At 72.4% G+C, this 18,763-nt stretch carries 12 protein-coding genes; 10 read left to right on the forward strand and 2 right to left on the reverse strand.

Annotated features, from left to right (window positions below; genetic code table 11):
* The first annotated feature begins 27 nt into the window (after positions 1-27).
* Together ACIBCM_RS30095 and ACIBCM_RS30100 are read left to right on the forward strand one after the other, a co-directional pair.
* The gene (locus ACIBCM_RS30095) at positions 28-2,466 is read left to right on the forward strand and encodes a SpoIIE family protein phosphatase (RefSeq protein WP_399248679.1); all 2,439 of its coding nucleotides are present in this window, start codon (positions 28-30) and stop codon (positions 2,464-2,466) included.
* 178 nt (positions 2,467-2,644) lie between these two features.
* On the forward strand, positions 2,645-3,472 hold the full coding sequence (locus ACIBCM_RS30100; RefSeq protein WP_399248681.1) for a class I SAM-dependent methyltransferase: 828 nt from the start codon (positions 2,645-2,647) through the stop codon (positions 3,470-3,472).
* Between the two features lie 523 nt (positions 3,473-3,995).
* Here ACIBCM_RS30100 and ACIBCM_RS30105 read toward each other — a convergent pair.
* A complete protein-coding gene (locus ACIBCM_RS30105; RefSeq protein ID WP_399248684.1) occupies positions 3,996-4,472 on the reverse strand; it encodes an Lrp/AsnC family transcriptional regulator in 477 nt (158 codons plus the stop codon).
* A gap of 156 nt (positions 4,473-4,628) precedes the next feature.
* Between ACIBCM_RS30105 and ACIBCM_RS30110 the strand changes: the two genes are divergently transcribed.
* The 6 genes from ACIBCM_RS30110 to ACIBCM_RS30135 all read left to right on the forward strand — a co-directional run bounded on the left by ACIBCM_RS30110 (position 4,629) and on the right by ACIBCM_RS30135 (position 14,176).
* On the forward strand, positions 4,629-8,144 hold the full coding sequence (locus ACIBCM_RS30110) for an indolepyruvate ferredoxin oxidoreductase family protein (protein ID WP_399248686.1): 3,516 nt from the start codon (positions 4,629-4,631) through the stop codon (positions 8,142-8,144).
* Positions 8,145-8,576: 432 nt separating this feature from the next.
* A complete protein-coding gene (locus ACIBCM_RS30115) occupies positions 8,577-9,410 on the forward strand; it encodes a M55 family metallopeptidase (protein WP_399248688.1) in 834 nt (277 codons plus the stop codon).
* Positions 9,403-10,773, forward strand: coding sequence for a M20/M25/M40 family metallo-hydrolase (locus ACIBCM_RS30120; RefSeq protein ID WP_399248690.1), 1,371 nt, complete (start codon positions 9,403-9,405; stop codon positions 10,771-10,773). Before ACIBCM_RS30115 ends, ACIBCM_RS30120 begins: the two co-directional genes overlap by 8 nt.
* Positions 10,774-10,784: 11 nt before the next feature.
* Positions 10,785-12,788, forward strand: coding sequence for a S9 family peptidase (locus ACIBCM_RS30125; protein ID WP_399248692.1), 2,004 nt, complete (start codon positions 10,785-10,787; stop codon positions 12,786-12,788).
* Entirely contained in the window at positions 12,785-13,717 is a 933-nt protein-coding gene (locus tag ACIBCM_RS30130; protein ID WP_399248694.1) for an LD-carboxypeptidase, read from the forward strand. The genes ACIBCM_RS30125 and ACIBCM_RS30130 overlap by 4 nt, the downstream gene beginning before the upstream one ends.
* A gap of 207 nt (positions 13,718-13,924) precedes the next feature.
* A complete protein-coding gene (locus tag ACIBCM_RS30135; protein WP_399248696.1) occupies positions 13,925-14,176 on the forward strand; it encodes a LapA family protein in 252 nt (83 codons plus the stop codon).
* A 104-nt stretch (positions 14,177-14,280) separates the two neighbouring features.
* Here ACIBCM_RS30135 and ACIBCM_RS30140 read toward each other — a convergent pair whose 3' ends face one another.
* Positions 14,281-14,871 carry a hypothetical protein gene (locus ACIBCM_RS30140; protein WP_399248698.1) on the reverse strand — a complete coding sequence of 197 codons (591 nt, stop codon included), beginning with the start codon at positions 14,869-14,871 and terminating at the stop codon, positions 14,281-14,283.
* Between the two features lie 342 nt (positions 14,872-15,213).
* On the opposite strand from ACIBCM_RS30140, the gene ACIBCM_RS30145 reads away from it, so the two are divergent.
* Entirely contained in the window at positions 15,214-16,107 is an 894-nt protein-coding gene (locus ACIBCM_RS30145; protein WP_399248700.1) for an arginase family protein, read from the forward strand.
* 201 nt (positions 16,108-16,308) lie between these two features.
* Positions 16,309-18,279, forward strand: coding sequence for a DUF5107 domain-containing protein (locus tag ACIBCM_RS30150; RefSeq protein ID WP_399248702.1), 1,971 nt, complete (start codon positions 16,309-16,311; stop codon positions 18,277-18,279).
* Positions 18,280-18,763: the final 484 nt, after the last annotated feature.

The raw sequence follows: 18,763 nt of genomic DNA on the forward strand, positions 1-18,763 counted from the left end.
CAGGCGCGGGGAAGGAGCCTCCCACCCATGGACAGTGGTGTTCCGCCGAGGGTGCCGCGGCAGTACGCCGTGTCCGGCCGGATTCCGCTTGCCGTGATCGTCGTGGACGGCGACGGCCTGGTGTCGCACTGGTCGTCCGGTGCGCGGGGGCTGTTCGGCCCCGCGGGCGAGGAGGCGGTGGGCCGGCCCGCCGCCGATCTGCTCCCGGTCTCCGGAGCGCTCCCCTCCGACACCGGATACGGCCCCTACGCCTCGTACGACGACCTCGGTGCCTACGACGCGTTCGGCGGTCTCGGCCCCGGGCTGCACGCCACCCTCGAAGGGCTCACCTCCTACGCCACCGCGGGCCGGGCCAGGCTCGGCGGCCGGGGCGGGGCGCGCGTCGATGTGCTGTGGTGGGCCTATCCCATGGTGGGGCCGGGCGACGAGCGGCTGATCGTGCTCGCGGCGGACGCCCGGCAGGCGGGCGCGGCGGACCCGGATGCCCCCGGCCGGTCCATCGAGCGGGTCGCCCCCGGTTTCGCGTCGCACACCGAGTTCCCCGGCTCCGGCGAACTCGCGCGCACACTCCCCGAGATCCTGCCGAGCCTGAGCGTCGGGGAGGCGAACCGGATCGTCTCCCAGATCCTCGATCTCGGCTATCCCGTACTGGAGTTCACCCACCACGACCGGGTGCCGGTCACCCCCGACTGGGGCGTGCCCCGGCGCGCCGGGCACCACCGTCGCGGCCGGGCCGAGGGGGAGAGCGCCCCGGACGGGCCCGCCGGGGCGCGCGATCCCCGGGAGGACCTCGAAAACGCGGCGGTGCGCGAGCGCCTGGAGTTCCTCGACGAGGTGAGCGGCCGCATCGGTTCCTCGCTCGATCTCGCCCGTACGATCCAGGAGGTCAGCGCGGCCGTCGTACCGCGCTTCACCGATGTCGCGGGCACCTTTCTGCGGGAACAGGTCCTGGCGGGCGAGGGGTTCCCGGACGGTCCGCCCGACACGAGAACGGTCTGGCACCGGGTCGCCGTCGAGCATATGGACGCGCCGGGCCGCTGGGACGATGTGGTGCCGGTCGGCGAGTCCATGACGTTCCCCGAGCGCACTCCCTTCTTCCAGTGCATGACCACCGGAGAACCCGTGCTGGTGCCCAGGATCAGTGAGCGGATGGGCACCGCCATCGCCTCGCAGTTCGAGAAACGGGACATCCGGCCGCTGATCAACGGGCGTTCCCTGCTGGTCGTGCCGCTGAAGGCCCGCGATGTCGTCCTGGGGTTCATGATCCTGCTCCGCCATCCGGGGCGCCCGGCCTTCGACGACATGGACCGGGTCACCGGGGCCGAGCTGGCGGCCCGCGCCGGACTTGTCCTCGACAACGCCCGGATGGGCACCCGCCGGGAGCCGGCCGCCGAGACCCTTCAGGACTCGATGCCGCCCCGGGCCACCCAGAGGTTCGCCGGGTGCGACACGGTCACCCGCCAACTGCCCGGCACCCGGCCCGGCCGGGCCGGCGGCGACTGGGCCGACACCGTCAAGCTGCCCGGCTCACGGGTCGCGCTGGTCGTCGGCGACGTGATGGGCCACGGTCTCCACACGGCCGCGACGACGGGCCGGTTACGGACCGCCGTACAGACCCTGGCGGCCCTCGATCCGCCGCCCGAGCTGCTGCTGCGCCAACTCGACGACTTCGCCCTGCGCCTCGGTGAGAGCTGTCTCGCGACCTGTCTCTACGCGGTCTACGACCCCATCGGCCATGAGCTGGTGATCGCGAACGCGGGGCATGTGCCGCCCGTGCTGGTCCGTGCCGCCGACGGCCGGGGCGGACTCCTCGACCTGCCGACGGGCGCCCCGATCGGCGTCGGCCGGGTCCCCTTCGAGAGCCGCCGGGTGCCGGTGGCGCCCGGGGACCGGCTGGTGATGTGCACCGACGGGCTGGTGGAGGCCAGAGGTGAGGGCATCGGTCCGGGACTCGCGGCCCTCTGCGAATCCGCCGCGCACCCGGCAGCGTCCATGGACGACGCCTGCGACGCCGTCATCCGAGCCCTGGGCGCCCGGGGCGGACGCAAGGGCGACGTCGCCCTGCTGATGGCCCGCCTCGGCGGCATTCCCGCCGAGTCCGTCGCCGCCTGGGAGCTGTCCCTGGAGCCGGGGGAGGCCGCCAGAGCGCGACGGCTGGTCGCCGCACAGCTGCGCCGCTGGGGCCTGGAGGCGGTGGGTGCGACCGTGGAGCTGCTCGTCGGCGAGGTCGTCGCCAACGCCGTACGGCACGCGGGCGGTGACCGCGCCGAGTTGAGGCTCGTACGCTCCACGACACTGCTGTGCGAGGTGTCGGACGACGACCACACCCTGCCGGTGCTGCGGGAATCCGGCCCGGACGACGAGTGCGGGCGGGGGCTGAGAGTGGTGGGCTCGCTGGCGCGGGAGTGGGGCGCGAGCCGTACGGCGGGGGGCAAGACGGTGTGGTTCGAGGTCGCCCCGCGCTGACCGGCCGCCGGGCGGCACGGCCCGGATCCGGCGCGGTGGACCGGGCGCGGTGGAACGGCGGCACGGCACGGCGGTCCGGACGCCGGCACGGCCGGTGGTGCCCCCGTCGGCTTGCCGTGACAACACATGCGCGATAGACCGATCTTGACGTGAAGTCATTCACCCTGGGGAGCTGGTCATGAGCGTCACACATCGTTACAGGGAGGCCTGGGAGGGTTTCTGGAACGAGGCGACCGGTGAGCCGGGCGAGGTCTTCTGGGACGCCGAACCCGCGCTCACCGCCGGACCGCATCTGGCGATCTACGAACCGTACGTGGACGCGCCCGCGCTTCCCCTGCTCGACCTCGGCTGCGGCAACGGCACCCAGACCCGGTTCCTGGCCGACCGTTTCCCCCGGGTGGTGGGCGTGGATCTGTCCTCCGCCGCGATCAAGCTGGCGGAACGGCGGGAGAAGCACGAGAGCGAGCTGCGGCGCACTCGGGCCGAGAGACGGGAGAAGGCGTCCGGCGGGAGCGGGCCCACCCCGGGCGCGCACAAGGCCGGCGGGCCCGTACCGTCCGGGGAGATACGTTTCCGGCAGCTCGACGCCGTGGATCCGGAGGCGGTCGCCCGACTGCACGGTGAACTGGGCGACTGCAATGTCTATATGCGCGGAGTCCTCCACCAGAGCGACCCCAAGGACCGGCGGCCGCTCGCCGAAGCGATCGCGGTACTGATCGGCGAGCGCGGGCGCGCCTTCGTCGTCGAGCTGGCGGAGGCGGCCGGTCCCCGGCTGGCCCGGCTCGCGCAGGCGGAGCCCGGCCCGCCCGCCAAGCTGCTGCCCGTCTTCCGCCACGGCATCGTGCCCGGGGCCGTGCCCGACTCCGAAGTGGCCGACCTCGTCCGCGCGGCGGGTCTGTCCGTCCTCGCGAGCGGTGAGCTGCCGTTGACGACGACCGAGTACGAGGAGAACGGCTCCCGGATCGAACTGCCGTCCATCTGGCTGATCGTGGGCCGGGGCGCCTGAACCGCGCCACAACCGCCGGGCCCGCACCGCAACCCCGAGTGAGCCGAAGAGGCGCGCGGGTGCCGAGAGGGTGATCGCGCCAAGGCGGGTGCCGCACCCACAGAAGCGGGCCACCGAGCTTTCCACGAGTGAGCCGAGAAGGCGCCCGGGTGCCGAGAGGGAGATCGCGCGGAGGCCGGTGCCGCACCCGCAGGGGTGGGTGATCGGGCTTTTCGCGAGTGAGCTGAAGAGGCACCCGAGCCCCCGAAAGCAAGAACGTGCCCAGGCGGGTGCCGCACCCGCAGGGGCGGGTCACCGGGTGTTTCGCGAGTGAGCTGAAGAGGCGCGCGGGTGCCGAAAGGGAGAACGCGCGGAGGCCGCGAGGAACGAGTGGTCGAGCACGATCGACTGTCGGTGCACGCTTGAGCGCCTCGGAGGTGAACCGAGCGCTCAAATAGAGGGGTCGAGCACGATCGACCGTCGGTGCACGCTTGAGCGCCTCGGAGGTGACCCGAGCGTCAAAAAAAGGGGGGCGGACGCCCGGTCAGGGCGTCCCCGGCGCGGACCGGCCCGGCCGCGCCACCAGCGGCAGAACGCGGTAGCGCACCCGCTCCGAGAGGATGACCTCGGTCTTGGTGCGGACCACACCCGGCACCCTGACCAGCTGCTGGATGACGTACTCCAGATAGGCGTTGTCCTTGGCCGCCACCCGGCACACCAGATCCCCCTCACCCGCGATCGAGTGCGCCTCCAGCACCTCCGGGAGCGCGTGGAGCGAGTCGATCACATCCTCCAGCCGGCCCTGCGCCACATGGAGATGGACCAGCGCCAGAACGGGATAGCCGAGCATCGCCGGGCTCAGCTTCGGGGCGTAGCCGTCGATCACCCCGTCGCGTTCCAGGCGGGTCAGCCGGGCCTGTACGGTCCCCCGGGCCACGCCCAGGACACGCGCGTACTCCCGCATTCCGGCCCTGGGTTCCTCCACGAGGAGCCGCAGCAGTGAGACATCGAGATCGTCCATGGGTGTACCGATGGCCCTTCCTTGTGTCGGACACCGGATGAGCGCTAAGCCAATGGCTCAGTAGTCCGCACATCTCATTGACCGAAGTGTGGTACCTGCTCCTAGCATCTGTGCCAATTGAACAGTATGCCGGGCCGGTCTGAATGAGGGGATCGCATGACTCCAGTGGATGCCGCGACGGATCCGACCGAGACGTCGCACGGATTCACCCTTGAGGACCGTTATCTGCGCGAGGACGGCGGGATCTATCTCACCGGGGTGCAGGCCCTGGTGCGCCTGCTGTTCGACCGGATCCGGCACGACCGGCGCACCGGACTCGGCACCGCCGCGTTCGTCTCCGGTTACGAGGGCTCCCCACTGGCCGGCTTCGATCTGGAACTCCTGCGCCGGGCGCCCCTGCTCGACGCGCACGACGTGGTCTTCCGGCCGGGCCTCAACGAGGAACTGGCCGCCACCTCCGTCATGGGCAGCCAGCTCGCGGGCGAGGTGGGCCGGCTGCGTACCGACGGCGTCCTCGGGCTCTGGTACGGGAAGGCCCCCGGCCTCGACCGCGCGAGCGACGCCCTGCGCCATGCCAACCTCGTCGGCACCGCGCCCCGGGGCGGCGCGCTCGCCCTCGTCGGTGACGACCCCGCCGCCAAGTCGTCGTCGGTGCCCTGCGCCTCCGAACTCGCCCTGGCGGATCTCGCCGTGCCCGTCTTCTATCCGGCCGACTCCCAGGACATCCTGGACTTCGGGTACCACGCGGTCGAGCTGTCCAGGGCGGCCGGGGTGTGGACGGCCATGAAGGTCGTCGCCAATGTCGCCGACGCGGCCGGCAGCGCGGTGGTGCGCCCCCGCTGGACACCTCCGGTGCTACCCGCCCCCGCCTACACCCACCGCCCCAGCGGGCAGCTGCTCGGCAGCGGACTCGCCGCGCTGGAGCGCAGCCTGATGACGGTGCGGCTGCCGCTCGCCGAGGAGTATCTGCGGGTCAGCGGGGTCAACCGGATCCTCGCGAGCACTCCGGACGACCGGATCGGCATCATCACCGCGGGCAAGTCCCATCTGGATGTGATGCAGGCCCTGCGCGGCCTCGGCCTGGACGAGACGGGGCTCGCCCGGTTCGGGATCCGCCTGCTGAAGCTCGGCGCCATCCACCCCGTGGAGCCCACCGTCGTCCGTGAGTTCGCCGCCGGACTGCGCGAGATCGTCGTCGTGGAGGAGAAGCGCTCCTTCGTGGAGGCCGCCGTCAAGGAGATCCTCTACGGGATGCCCGGCGCGCCCGTCGTGCACGGGAAGCGCGGACCCGACGGGACGGCGCTGTTCAGCGCGATCGGGGAGCTGGGCCCCGAGACCGTCGCCGCCGGGCTCACCCGCCGGCTGTCCGTGTACGGGGAACTGGTGACCGCGGAGCCCCCTCGGCGGCGCGGCCGGATCGATCTGCCGCTGCTGACGAGGACCCCGTACTTCTGTTCCGGCTGCCCGCACAACTCCTCCACCAAGGTCCCCGAGGGGTCGCTGGTGGGAGCGGGGATCGGCTGCCACACCATGGCTGTGTTCATGGAGCCCGAACAGGTCGGCAATGTCGTCGGAATGACCCAGATGGGCGGTGAGGGCGCCCAGTGGATCGGTATGGCCCCCTTCATCGACGACGACCACTTCGTCCAGAACATCGGTGACGGCACCTTCACGCACTCCGGCAGCCTCGCCGTCCGGGCCGCCGTCGCCGCCGGGGTGAACATCACCTACAAGCTGCTGTACAACTCCGCCGTGGCCATGACCGGAGGCCAGGACGCGGTCGGCGCCCTCCCGGTCGACAAGGTCGCCGCCCTGCTGCTCCTGGAGGGAGCCTCCAAGGTCATCGTCACCAGTGACGTGCCGGAGCGGCTGCGCGGGACCCGGCTGCCCAGAGGCGTCGAGGTCCGCCACCGCGACCGGCTGATCGCCAGTCAGGAGGAGCTGGCCGCCACCCCCGGTGTCACCGTGCTCATCCACGACCAGGAGTGCGCCGCCGAGAAGCGCCGCAAGCGCCGGCGCGGCAAGGCCGAGACGCCCACGACCAGGGTCGTGATCGACGAACGCATCTGCGAGGGCTGCGGGGACTGCGGCACCAAGTCCAACTGTCTGTCCGTCCAGCCGGTCACCACGGAGTTCGGCCGCAAGACGGCCATCGACCAGTCCTCCTGCAATCTGGACTACTCCTGCCTCGACGGGGACTGCCCCTCCTTCGTGACCGTGACCCCCGGCGGGCGCGAGGAGCGCCGGACACCGCCGGACCTCGCCGCCGCCGAGTTGCCCGCGCCCGTGCCCGCCGGCCCGGACGGCCGGGACCGGGAGGAGTTCACCCTGCGGATCGCGGGCGTCGGCGGTACGGGCATCGTCACCGTCGCCCAGATCGTCGCCACCGCCGCCGTCCTCGACGGCAAGCGGGTCCGTACCCTCGACCAGACCGGACTGGCGCAGAAGGGCGGCGCCGTCGTGTCCGACGTCAAGATCACCTCCACGGCCGTGGAGCAGGCGGCCAAGCTCGCCGACGCGGAGTGCGACCTCTACCTGGTCTGCGATCTGCTGGTGGGCGCCGAGAGCAGATACCTCTCCGTGGCCGATCCCGGCCGTACCGTCTCCGTGGTCTCCACCACCGAGGTCCCCACCGGCCGTATGGTCGTCGACACCGCCGTCTCCTTCCCCGGCCAGGACCGGGTCAGGGAGGTCATCGGGGCGGCGAGCGCCCGCGCGTACTACCTGGACGCCCGGGACCGCTCCGAGAGCCTGTTCGGCGCGGACCAGTACGCCAACGTCCTCCAGCTCGGCGTGGCGTACCAGAGCGGAGCCCTGCCCGTGACGGCGGAGTCCCTGGAGCGGGCCATCGCCCTCAACGGCACGGCGGTGGACGCGAACATCCAGGCGTTCCGGCGCGGCCGGCAGCTGCTGGCCGACCCCGGAGCGCTCGCCGCCGCCACGCCGGCGCCCCGGCCCCGCCGCACCCCCCGGCCCGCCCACCCGGCCACCGCCGGAGTGAGGTCCCTCGTGGCCGCCGAGCCCGGCAGCGAACTCGCCAGGCTTCTCGACATCCGCGTCCCCGACCTGATCGCGTATCAGAACGAGCGCTACGCCCGCGACTACGCCCGGTACGTCGAGCGGATCCGCCGCCTCGACGACGGGACCTCCGGGCTGACCGAGGCGGTCGCGCGCAACCTCTACAAACTGATGGCCTACAAGGACGAGTACGAGGTCGCCCGGCTCGCGCTCGACGACACCCTCCGTGAGGAGATCGAGGCGCGGTTCGGCGCGGGCTCCCGCTTCACCCACCGCCTCCACCCGCCCGTACTGCGAGCCCTCGGGGTCAGGCGCAAGATCGGGCTCGGCCCCTTGGCCCGCCCGGTGTTCCGGACCCTGCACGCGATGCGGGGCGTGCGCGGCACCCGGATCGACCCCTTCGGGTACGCGCGGGTGCGCAGGGTCGAGCGCTCCCTCGTCGACGACTACCGCGCCACGCTCCTGCGGGTCCTCGACACGGACACGCCCGACCTCCGCCTGGTGACGGAACTCGCCGAACTGCCCGACACCGTGCGCGGCTACGAGGACATCAAGCTCCGGAATGTGGCCGTCTACCGGCGCCGGCAGGCCGAGCTCCTGGCCGGGCTGAGCCTCCCGGCCACCGAGAGCGGCGTTCTTCCCGGGCGGGGGTGACGGGGGACGCAGGAGGGCGCGGGAGGTCTCCTGGCCACGGACGGCCTCCCGCCATTCCGGTGCTTCAGCCGGGCCTGGTCCTGGTCCTCCGGCTTCTGCTCTTCTGGTCTCACCGGCCTCTGCTCGTCCTGGTTCTTCAGCCGGGCCTGGTCCTGGTCCTCCGGCTTCTGCTCTGCTGGTCTCACCGGCGGTCCCCGGCCCCGGCTCTCCCGGTCCCCCGGCCGGGCCTGATCCTGTGTCTGCCGGGCTGGCTCATCCCGGTGTTCAGGCCGGGCCCGGTCGCGGTGTTCAGACCGGGCCTCTTCACCCCGGGGCCCTTCCGTGCCGCCCGCCTCCCGGCTACGATCCACCGTCCCGGGCGGCCCGTGCCGGCCGCCGCCCCCGCTCTGACCTGCGGAGGTTCGCCGGGATCCGCCAGGGTTAGAGTGAGCTATGAAAATCCTCATCAGTGCCGACATGGAAGGCGCGACCGGAGTCACCTGGCCGGCCGACGTGCTGCCGGGCACCCCGCAGTGGGAGCGCTGCCGGAGCATGTTCACCTCCGATGTGAACGCGGCCGCGCTCGGCTTCTTCGACGGCGGCGCCGACGAGGTACTCATCAACGAGGCGCACTGGACCCAGCGGAACCTCCTCCTGGAACACCTCGACGAGCGGGTGGAGATGCTGACCGGCCGGCACAAGCCGCTGGCCATGGTGGAGGGCGTGCAGCACGGCGACGTCGACGGCATCGCCTTCGTCGGGTACCACACGGGCGCGGGCAGCGAGGGAGTGCTCGCCCACACCTATCTCGCCAACTCGATCACCGCCGTACGGCTGAACGGCGAGCGCGCGAGCGAGGGCCTGCTGAACGCCCATGTCGTCGCGGAGTACGGCGTTCCGGTGGTGCTCGTCACCGGGGACGACCTCACCTGCGTGGACGCGGAGGGCTACGCCCCGGCGGCCCGCAAGGTCGCGGTGAAGGACCATGTCTCGCGGTACGCGGCGGTGTGCCGCACCCCCGCCCGTACCGCCGCCGACATCCGCGCGGCGGCCAAGGAGGCGGCCGGGCTCGCCGTCCGGCACGAGCCGGTCAGGGGCGGGCCGTTCACCGTCGAGCTGGAGTTCGACGCCGACCATCTCGGCGCCGCCGCCACCGTGGTGCCCGGGGTCGCGTCCACCGGTGAGCGGACGGTCGCGTACACCGGTGAGACCATGTACGACACCATTCGCACCTTCAAGGCGGTCACGACGATCGTCTCGGCGGCGATGGAGGAGCAGTATGGCTGATGTGACCACAAGCAGCGGGGGCCCGGTGCCTCCCGGCGAGGCGACCCCCGTCGACCGTCAGGCGCTCGACGAGGTGGTCGCCTTCACCTCCGAGCTGATCCGGATCGACACCACCAACCGGGGCGGCGGCGACTGCGCCGAACGGCCCGCCGCCGAGTACGCCGCCGAGCGGCTGGCCGACGCCGGACTCGAACCCGTACTGCTGGAGCGCACCCCCGGGCGCGCCAATGTCGTCGCCCGGATCGAGGGCACCGACCCCGGCGCGGACGCCCTCCTCGTCCACGGCCATCTCGACGTCGTCCCCGCGGAGCCCTCCGACTGGACCGTGCACCCCTTCTCCGGGGAGGTCCGCGACGGCGTGGTCTGGGGCCGGGGCGCGGTCGACATGAAGAACATGGACGCGATGATCCTCGCCGTCGTCCGGGCCTGGGCACGTGCCGGGATCCGGCCCCGCCGGGACGTCGTCATCGCCTTCACGGCCGACGAGGAGGCCAGTGCCGAGGACGGCTCGGGCTTTCTCGCCGACAGGCACCCCAGCCTCTTCGAGGGGTGCACCGAGGGCATCAGCGAGTCCGGGGCCTTCACCTTCCACGCCCGGGACGGGATGCGGCTCTATCCCATCGCCGCCGGTGAACGCGGCACCGCCTGGCTGAAGCTCACCGCCCACGGCCGGGCCGGACACGGCTCCAAGGTCAACCGGGCCAATGCGGTCAGCCGGCTCGCCGCGGCCGTCGCCAGGATCGGCGACCACCCCTGGCCCGTACGACTGACCCCCACCGTCCGCGCCGCCCTCGCCGAACTGGCCCGGCTGCACGGCATCGACACCGACGTGTACGCCGAGGGCTTCGACGCGGACGCGCTGATCGCCTCGCTCGGCCCCGCCGCCGCCCTCGTCGAGCCGGTCGTCCGCAACAGCGCCAATCCGACCATGCTCGACGCCGGATACAAGATCAATGTGATCCCGGGCCACGCCACCGCGTATATCGACGGACGGATGCTCCCCGGCGCGGAGGACGAGTTCCAGGAGACGATGGACCGGCTCACCGGACCGGACGTGGAGTGGGAGTTCCACCACCGCCAGGTGCCGTTGGAGGCCCCCGCCGACTCGCCGACCTTCCGCAAACTGGCCGCCGCCGTCGAGCGCTTCGACCCGGACGGCCATGTGGTCCCGTACTGCATGGCGGGCGGTACCGACGCCAAGCAGTTCTCCCGGCTCGGTATCACCGGCTACGGCTTCTCGCCGCTGAAGCTGCCCCCGGGCTACGACTACGCGGCGATGTTCCACGGAGTCGACGAACGGGTCCCGGTCGAGGCCCTCCACTTCGGCGTCGACGTCCTCGACCACTATCTCCGGTCGGCGTAGGGGAGTCGGACATGGTACCCACGGGAGCGTACGGAACCTGGCCGTCGCCGATCGGCGCCGAGCTCGCCGCCACGCACGACGGACGGCCCGAATACCTCGGCCTGGTCGGGGACGAGGTGTGGTGGACCGCGCCGCGCCCCGCCGAGGGCGGCCGGCGTGCCCTGGTCCGCCGCCGCGCCGACGGCACGGAGGAAGCCGTCCTGCCCGCCCCCTGGAATGTGCGCAGCCGGGTCGTCGAGTACGGCGGGCACCCCTGGGCGGGAGCGACGGACGCCGCGGGCGCCCCGGTCGTCGTCTTCGTCCACTTCCCCGACCAGCGGCTGTACGCCTACGAGCCGGACACGCCCGGCGCCCGCCCGCGCCCCCTCACCCCCCTGTCCACCGTCGGCGGCGGACTGCGGTTCGCCGACCCGGCGATCCTGACCGGGCGCGGCGAGGTCTGGTGCGTTCTGGAGGAGTTCACCGGGGAGAAACCGACCGACGTACGCCGGGTGATCGCCGCCGTACCCCTCGACGGCTCGGCCGCAGAAGACCGCGCGGCCGTCCGGGAACTCACCGACGACCGGCACCGGTTCACCACCGGGCCCCGGCTCTCGCCGGACGGACGGCACGCCGCCTGGATCGCCTGGGACCATCCGCAGATGCCCTGGGACGGCACCGTCGTGATGCTGGGCGAGGTCACCGAGGACGGCCCGTTCACCGGTGTACGCCCGCTCGTGGGGGACACGGACGAATCGATCCCCCAGGTGGACTGGGCCCCGGACGGATCCCTGCTGTTCGTGTCCGACATCGGCGGCTGGTGGGAGCCGCACCGCATCCGGCCCGGGAACCTCGTCCCGGGCGTGGTCGCGAGCACCGCCCTGCGCCCCGGCCGGGGCGAGGAGTTCGGCGGCCCCCTGTGGAAGATCGGCCTGAGATGGTTCCAGCCGCTGGATGACGGCCTGATCGCCGTCATCCACGGCAGGGGCACCACCTCGCTCGGAGTCCTCGACCCGGACACCGGCGAGGTCGTCGACGCGGCCGGTCCCTGGACGGAGTGGGCGCCCGACCTCGTCGTACACGGCGATCGGGTGATCGGTGTCGCCGCCAGCCCGCGCAGCGCGTACGAGATCGTCGAACTGGACACCCGTACCGGGCACACCCGGGTCATCGGCTCGGCCCATGACGACCCGGTGGACCCGGTGTACTACCCCGAGCCCCAGATCCGGACGTTCGACGGCCCCGGCAACCGCGAGATCCACGCACACGTCTACCCGCCCCACAACCCCGACCGGGCCTCCCCCGGCGATGAGCTGCCGCCGTTCGTCGTCTGGGCGCACGGCGGACCCACCGGCCGCTCCCCGCTCGTCCTCGATCTGGAGATCGCCTACTTCACCTCCCGGGGCATCGGCGTCTGCGAGGTCAACTACGGCGGCTCCACCGGATACGGCAAGGAGTACCGCGAGCGGCTGCGCGAGCAGTGGGGCGTCGTGGACGTCGAGGACTGCGCCGCCGTCGCCCGCGCGCTGGCGGCCGAAGGCACGGCCGACCCCGCCCGTCTCGCCGTCCGCGGCGGCAGCGCCGGCGGCTGGACCACCGCGGCCTCGCTCGCGGCGAGCGACGTCTACGCCTGCGGCACCATCAGCTATCCCGTACTGGACCTGCTGGGCTGGGCCGGCGACGGGACTCATGACTTCGAGTCCCGGTATCTGGACTCCCTGATCGGGCCCATCGACGAGGTCCCCGCCCGCTACCGGGAGCGCTCCCCGCTCGAACACACCGACCGGATCACCGCGCCCTTCCTGCTGCTCCAGGGCCTCGACGACGTGATCTGCCCGCCGGCCCAGAGCGAACGGTTCATCGCCAGGATGGCGGGACGCGGAGTCCCGTACGCGTATCTCACCTTCGAGGGGGAGGGGCACGGCTTCCGCAGGGCCGAGACGATGGTCCGCGCGCTGGAGGCCGAACTCTCCCTGTACGCCCAGACCTTCGGCATCGAACGTCCCGATGTCCCCCTCCTGGAGCTGAAGCGATGAGTCTCGTACCCCTGGCCCGGGCGCGGCGGCTCACCCCCGGGGACCGGGTCGCCGTCGTCGCGCCCAGCGGGCCCGTACCCGGCGAGCGCCTCGACGAGGGCCTGGACGTGCTGCGCGGCTGGGGCCTCGACCCCGTCGTCATGCCGCACGTACGGGGCGGGCACCCCCGGCTCGGCTATCTCGCCGCCGCCGACGAGGACCGCGCCGGGGATCTGACGGAAGCCTGGTGCGACCCCGCGTACGCGGGCGTGATCTGCGCGCGCGGGGGTTATGGCGCGCAGCGCATGGCCGACCTGGTCGACTGGGCCGCGATCCGGGCGGCGGGGCCCAAGGTGTTCGTCGGATACAGCGATGTCACCGCGCTGCACGAGGCGTTCGCGGTACGGGCGGGATTCGCCACCCTGCACGGGCCGATGGCCGGTGCGCTGACGTTCCTCAAGGACGAGCCCACCCGTCAGTCCCTGCGGGCCACGCTGTTCGAGCCCGGGAGCGTCCGGACCCTCGGCCTCGGGACCGCCCGCACGATGGTGCCCGGCCGCGCCCGGGGCATCACCTTCGGCGGCTGCGCCAGCATCCTCGCCGCAGATGTGGGCACGGAGCACGCCCGGGCGTCCGCACGCGGCGGGCTCCTCCTCCTGGAGGACGTCCACGAGGAGGACTACCGCCTCGACCGCATTCTCACCCAGCTGCTGCGCTCCGGCCTGCTCGACGGCCTCGCGGGCGTCGCCCTCGGCTCCTGGGCGGGCTGCGGTCCCTACGAGCGCGTCCGCGAGGTCCTGTACGACCGGCTCGGCGGGCTGGGCGTACCCGTCGTCGAGGAACTCGGCTTCGGGCACGGTGACACCCAGCAGACGATTCCGCTGGGCGCGGCGGCGGTGCTGGACGCGGACGCGGGGACGCTGACACTGGAGGAACCGGCGCTGCTCTGAACCGGCGCCCGCGGCGGCGCCCCGCCGGTGCGGGCTCCCGTCCCGGGCGGAATCCCGCACGGGGTGCTGGCCAGGGCGGGTGCCCCGCCCGGGGGCCGCTCCGGGCGGATGCCCGTACGCGGAGGCGGAAGGACACCGTCAGGCCCGCTCACCCGTACGGCCCAGTCCACCCCGCCCCCGGGACCGGCCCGCGCCCATCCTGGACCCATGAGCTCAAAGGAAGCACCGAGAGTGCGGAAGAGCGGCCGGGGCCGCGCCGGATCCTGGTTCACCCCCGCCCGGACCGCGGTCGTGGTGCTGGTGGCCCTCGCGATCGTCTTCATGGCCGAGAACACCCAGCAGGTCAAGATCCGCCTGATCGTCCCGCTGGTCATGATGCCGCTCTATCTGGCGCTGCTGCTGATGTTCATCATCGGCGCGCTGTGCGGGGGGCTGTTCTTCCACCGGCGGGCCCGGTAGGGCGCTTGGCCGGGTCCGAGCAGGAGCGGGGGATCCGAGATGTGGGAGGGGCGCACGGGTGGTCCGTGCGCCCCGCTCTATTCAGGCGAAGGCGGTCCTGCGGTTCAGCAGTTGCGGACCTTGGCCACCGGCCTCCAATTGCCGCGAGTGTCCCAGTCGGGGGCCGGATCGGTGATGAAGATGACTTGGTTGCGACTGTTGTACATCCGTGACGTGGTGCCGCGTGTCTGGTTGTTGTGCCAGGAACCGGCGCCCCACGACCCTGGGATGGAGTAGTTGGCGCAGGTGTACATGGCGATTTCGCTGCCCGAGAAGTCGGGACCGGAGAAGGCGCAGAAGTATCGGTGGTCTGCTCCCCAAACACCGCAGTGCGGGCTGGCGGCTGCCCGGCCGCCGCTGAGGTCACGGGGGTGCCTCTCGCCGGGAATCGCCACCCTCAGTGTGACCCTGTTGCCCAGATCGACCACATTGGGCGTGATCTGGGTGCCGCCCAGCTCCGCACGTCGGCGGTCAACCTCGGCCTGGAGGGCGGTCGCCTCGCCCTGCGTCAGGCCCGCGGCCAGCGCCTCGGCGGTGAAACCCTGCGGGGCCGCACCTGACTCAGTCGTGCCGAGGGTCAGCAGCATCAGAAAGGCGCCCGCCAGCGCGGCCAGCAGTCTGCCCGTCCGGCTTCCGCCGTGTAATCGCCTCTGCATGGTGGTGCGGTTCGTCTCGTCCGGCGGCTCCGGGGAGCCGCGTGGGGTGGGGCCGTACTGTCCCGGGCTCGACAATGCCAGCGGCAGCGAGCAACGGCATGGGCCGTACGCGCACTCTTGTTGCCGGTACGCGCACAGTGTGTGGGGCGTACGGGGCGCGGGCGGGCCCTGGGCATCCCGGGCAGTAACCGCCGCAGAACAACGCAAACCACCCCCGAGGAGGAGCTCTCAAGCGGCCGGGACCACCCCCGAGCACGGGTCCTCGGCAGTCCTCGGCGGCGACGCGCGGGCAACCGGGCGCGCGGATTGAACATCCGCGGACCGAGGGTGAGGATGGCACGCATGCGGAACATCGTGGTCGTCGACGCGCCATCCAATCTGGGGCTGCGGCCCCCCGCCCCGGGAACCGTCCCGGGCTGTTACAAACTCGCCGGAGCTCTGCGGGAGCAGGGGATCGTTCAGCGGCTGGGGGCGGCCGAGGGCGGGGTCGTCGTTCCGCCGCGTTACGACCGGGGGGACTGGCGGGAGGGCGACGGGGTGTTCAACGCCGCCGCCATCGCCGCGTACACACCCCGGCTGGCCGACCGCGTCGAGCGGCATGTGCGGGCCGGGGACTTCACCCTCGTCCTCGGGGGTGACTGCTCCATCCAGCTCGGCGCCTCCCTCGCACTGCGCCGGCTCGGACGGTACGGACTCGCCGCGATCGACGCCTCCGCCGACTTCCGGCACACCGGCAACTCCGACGGGGTCGGGGCCGCGGGCGGTGAGGAACTGGCGATCGCGACCGGCAGAGGGCAGGACGACCTGGCCGATCTGGAGGGCCTGAAGCCCTATCTGCGCGACGAGGACGTCCGTCTCATCGGCATCCGGGACGGCGACGAGGACCTGGTCGAACTGGCCCGGCTGAAGATGCCGGTCCTCACCGTGGGAGAGGTGCGCTCACCCGGGCCCGCCGAGGCCGCCGCGGGGGTCGTGCGGAGCCTCGAACAGGATGCCCTGGACGGCTACTGGGTCCATCTGGACGCCGATGTGCTGGACCCCGCGGTGATGCCCGCCGTCGACAGCCCCGACCCGGACGGACTGCTGCCCGCCGAGCTCACCCCGATCCTCGCCGCCCTGGTGCGCTCACCGCGCTGCGTGGGTATGAACGTGACCATCTACGACCCCGATCTCGACCCCGAGGGCACAGCGGCGGCACTGCTCACGGACCTGATCGTCGACGCCTTCGCTACCTAGATTCCGCGGAGTCCGTGGATTTGCCGAAGACCGCCGCGCGGAGTGCCCGTTCGGCGGGAGGATGACTGTTCGAGGTTCCCCGTCCGGCCGTGGCGTTCCGCGCGCCTCGGCCCGACGGCCCGTGCACACCACCGTGGCCACAACCGTGGACACATCCGGGAACGAAGCTGCGAACAACGCTGCGAATGAAGCGAGGTTGCCTTGGCCACGACCGTGCGGCGCACCGTACTGACCCTTCCCGCGGCTCCGGTGGGACCGGCGAATCCGCTGCCCGCGCTGCGCCCGCTCGACGAGACACACGCCATCGACGAGCGCTCCCGAAGGGATCTGCCGCGCGAGATGGCCCGGCAGATCGGGTACGAGCCCCTGCGCACCCTGCTGCCCGAGCGCGTACGCGACGGCTACGGCCGTGAACGCACCCCCACCGGCCTCGACGCGATCGTCATCGAGAACGACCGGCTGCGCGCCACCGTGCTGCCCGGACTCGGCGGCCGGGTCCACTCACTGGTCCACAAGCCCACCGACCGGGAACTCCTCTACCGCAACCCGGTGTTCCAGCCCGCCGACTTCGCGCTCAACGGCGCCTGGTACTCCGGCGGCATCGAGTGGAACATCGGCGCGACCGGCCACACCGCCCTGTCCTGCGCCCCCCTGCACGCCGCGGTCGTCACCGCGCCCGACGGCGGGGAGATGGTCAGGCTCTGGGAGTGGGAGCGCTTGCGGGACCTTCCGTTCCAGGTCGATCTGTGGCTGCCCGCCGACTCCGACTTCCTCCACGTCGGCGTACGGATCCGCAATCCGCACGAGCGGGCCGCGCCCGTCTACTGGTGGTCCAACATCGCGGTCGAGGAGCACCGGACGACTCGTGTGCTCGCCCCCGCCGACGAGGCATGGCACTTCGGCTACGAACGCTCCCTGCGCCGGGTGCCCGTACCGGAGTTCCGGGGCGAGGACCGGACGTATCCGCTGCGGAGCGAGTATCCCGCCGACTACTTCTACGAGGTGCCCGTCGAGGCGCGCAAGTGGATCGCCTCCCTCGACGAGAGCGGCCGGGGGCTCGTCCAGACGTCGACCGATGTGCTGCGCGGGCGCAAGCTGTTCGTCTGGGGCTCCGGGCGCGGCGGACGGCGCTGGCAGCGGTGGCTGACCGAGCCGGACACCCCCGGATACGCCGAGATCCAGGCCGGGCTCGCCCGCACCCAGCTGGAGCACGTACGCCTGGAGGGCGGCGAGGAGTTCAGCTGGCTGGAGTCGTACGGACCGCTGGCCGCCGACGCCGGCACGGTCCACGGCGACAACTGGGCGGCGGCCTGTGCCGAGGTGGAGACCCGGCTCGCCCGCGTCCTGCCGAGGGACGCCGTGGACGCGGCGTACGAGGCATGGCGGCCCTGCGCGGACGCCGAACCGGTCCGCACCCTCGCCACCGGTTCCGGGTGGGGCGCCCTCGAAGTCCTGCGCGCGGGGGTGAAACTGCCCGGCACCCCCTTCGAGGAGTCCACGCTCGGCGAGGAACAGGCCCCCTGGCGGGAGCTGCTGACCACGGGGGTGCTGCCCGAGCCCCGCCGGGTGGCCCCGCCCGGCCCCTCACTGGTCTCGCCCCCCTGGCGCGACATGCTGGAGACCGCGCCCGCCGATCCGCTCACGGAGTACCACCTCGGGGTGGCCCAGTGGCACGCGGGTGATCTGGCACAGGCCGTGCGCAGCTGGGAGCGCGGGCTCGAACTCGCGCCCTCCCGCTGGCCGCTGCTCCGCTGTCTCGCCGTCGCGGACGAGGAGGGCGGACATCCCGAGCGGGCCGCGGAACGCTATCTGGAGGCGTTCGACGACCTGTGCCAGGAACGCCGCGACGACGGGGAGAGCTGGACGGCGGCGACGGCCGCGCTGGGCCGGGAGGCGATCGAGTCCCTGCTCGCGGTCTCCCGTACGGCCGACGCCCGTTCGGTCTGGGCCCGGCTGCGCCCGGCCGTCCAGCGGCGCGGACGCTTCCGTCTGATCCACGCCGGGCTCCTCCTCGCCGAGGGCCACCGCGACGAGGCCCGGGCCATCTTCGACGCGGGCTTCGAGGTGGCGGATCTGCGCGAGGGCGAGGAGAGCCTCAACGAGGTCTGGGCCGCGCTGACGGACGAGCCGGTCCCGGACGCGTACGAGTACCGGATGCGACCGGGGGAGTGAACCTCCGCGGCCCGGGCGGACGGTCGTCATGGCCACCTGCCCGGGCCGACGTTCACGGTTCGCCGGTGCGGCCCCTTCCCCGCCGGTCGGACCGTTGTCCGCCGGTCCGGCCCCTGCCCGCTGGTCCGGCATCGGGGGCCGGGAGCCGGGGATCGTGCGGCCGTGCGCAGGGGACCGTGGACGCCCGTCCCCGTGCCAGGGCGTGCGCCCGTTTCCCGCCCCAAGGCCCGGAAGCGGTACTCCATTACCCGGTGATGCAGGGCTGTCGGCGCGGTCGCTCCCTGGTCCGTCAGGAATCTCCCCCATGTCCCGGCAGGGCACCGACCAGGATTTCTCCCACCGGGAGGCACACCGACAGCCCGCCCTGGTATCCGGTGATGTGGTCTGGACCTTGTCGCGATTGACAGGTTGTTGGGCTAACGATGCCCGCAGTGGCCGGGAAACGGGGTTCCACCGGCTAACTCCTTGTCTTCTCCCTGCCCCT

This window comes from Streptomyces sp. NPDC051018, assembly GCF_044456085.1.
GTDB lineage: Bacteria > Actinomycetota > Actinomycetes > Streptomycetales > Streptomycetaceae > Streptomyces.

Bases quoted from the DNA above. Each gene is read 5' to 3' on its own strand.
- ACIBCM_RS30095 (WP_399248679.1), top strand. From the start codon at position 28: ATGGACAGTGGTGTTCCGCCGAGGGTGCCGCGGCAGTACGCCGTGTCC.
- ACIBCM_RS30100 (WP_399248681.1), top strand. From the start codon at position 2,645: ATGAGCGTCACACATCGTTACAGGGAGGCCTGGGAGGGTTTCTGGAAC.
- ACIBCM_RS30105 (WP_399248684.1), bottom strand. From the start codon at position 4,472: ATGGACGATCTCGATGTCTCACTGCTGCGGCTCCTCGTGGAGGAACCC.
- ACIBCM_RS30110 (WP_399248686.1), top strand. From the start codon at position 4,629: ATGACTCCAGTGGATGCCGCGACGGATCCGACCGAGACGTCGCACGGA.
- ACIBCM_RS30115 (WP_399248688.1), top strand. From the start codon at position 8,577: ATGAAAATCCTCATCAGTGCCGACATGGAAGGCGCGACCGGAGTCACC.
- ACIBCM_RS30120 (WP_399248690.1), top strand. From the start codon at position 9,403: ATGGCTGATGTGACCACAAGCAGCGGGGGCCCGGTGCCTCCCGGCGAG.
- ACIBCM_RS30125 (WP_399248692.1), top strand. From the start codon at position 10,785: ATGGTACCCACGGGAGCGTACGGAACCTGGCCGTCGCCGATCGGCGCC.
- ACIBCM_RS30130 (WP_399248694.1), top strand. From the start codon at position 12,785: ATGAGTCTCGTACCCCTGGCCCGGGCGCGGCGGCTCACCCCCGGGGAC.
- ACIBCM_RS30135 (WP_399248696.1), top strand. From the start codon at position 13,925: ATGAGCTCAAAGGAAGCACCGAGAGTGCGGAAGAGCGGCCGGGGCCGC.
- ACIBCM_RS30140 (WP_399248698.1), bottom strand. From the start codon at position 14,871: ATGCAGAGGCGATTACACGGCGGAAGCCGGACGGGCAGACTGCTGGCC.
- ACIBCM_RS30145 (WP_399248700.1), top strand. From the start codon at position 15,214: ATGCGGAACATCGTGGTCGTCGACGCGCCATCCAATCTGGGGCTGCGG.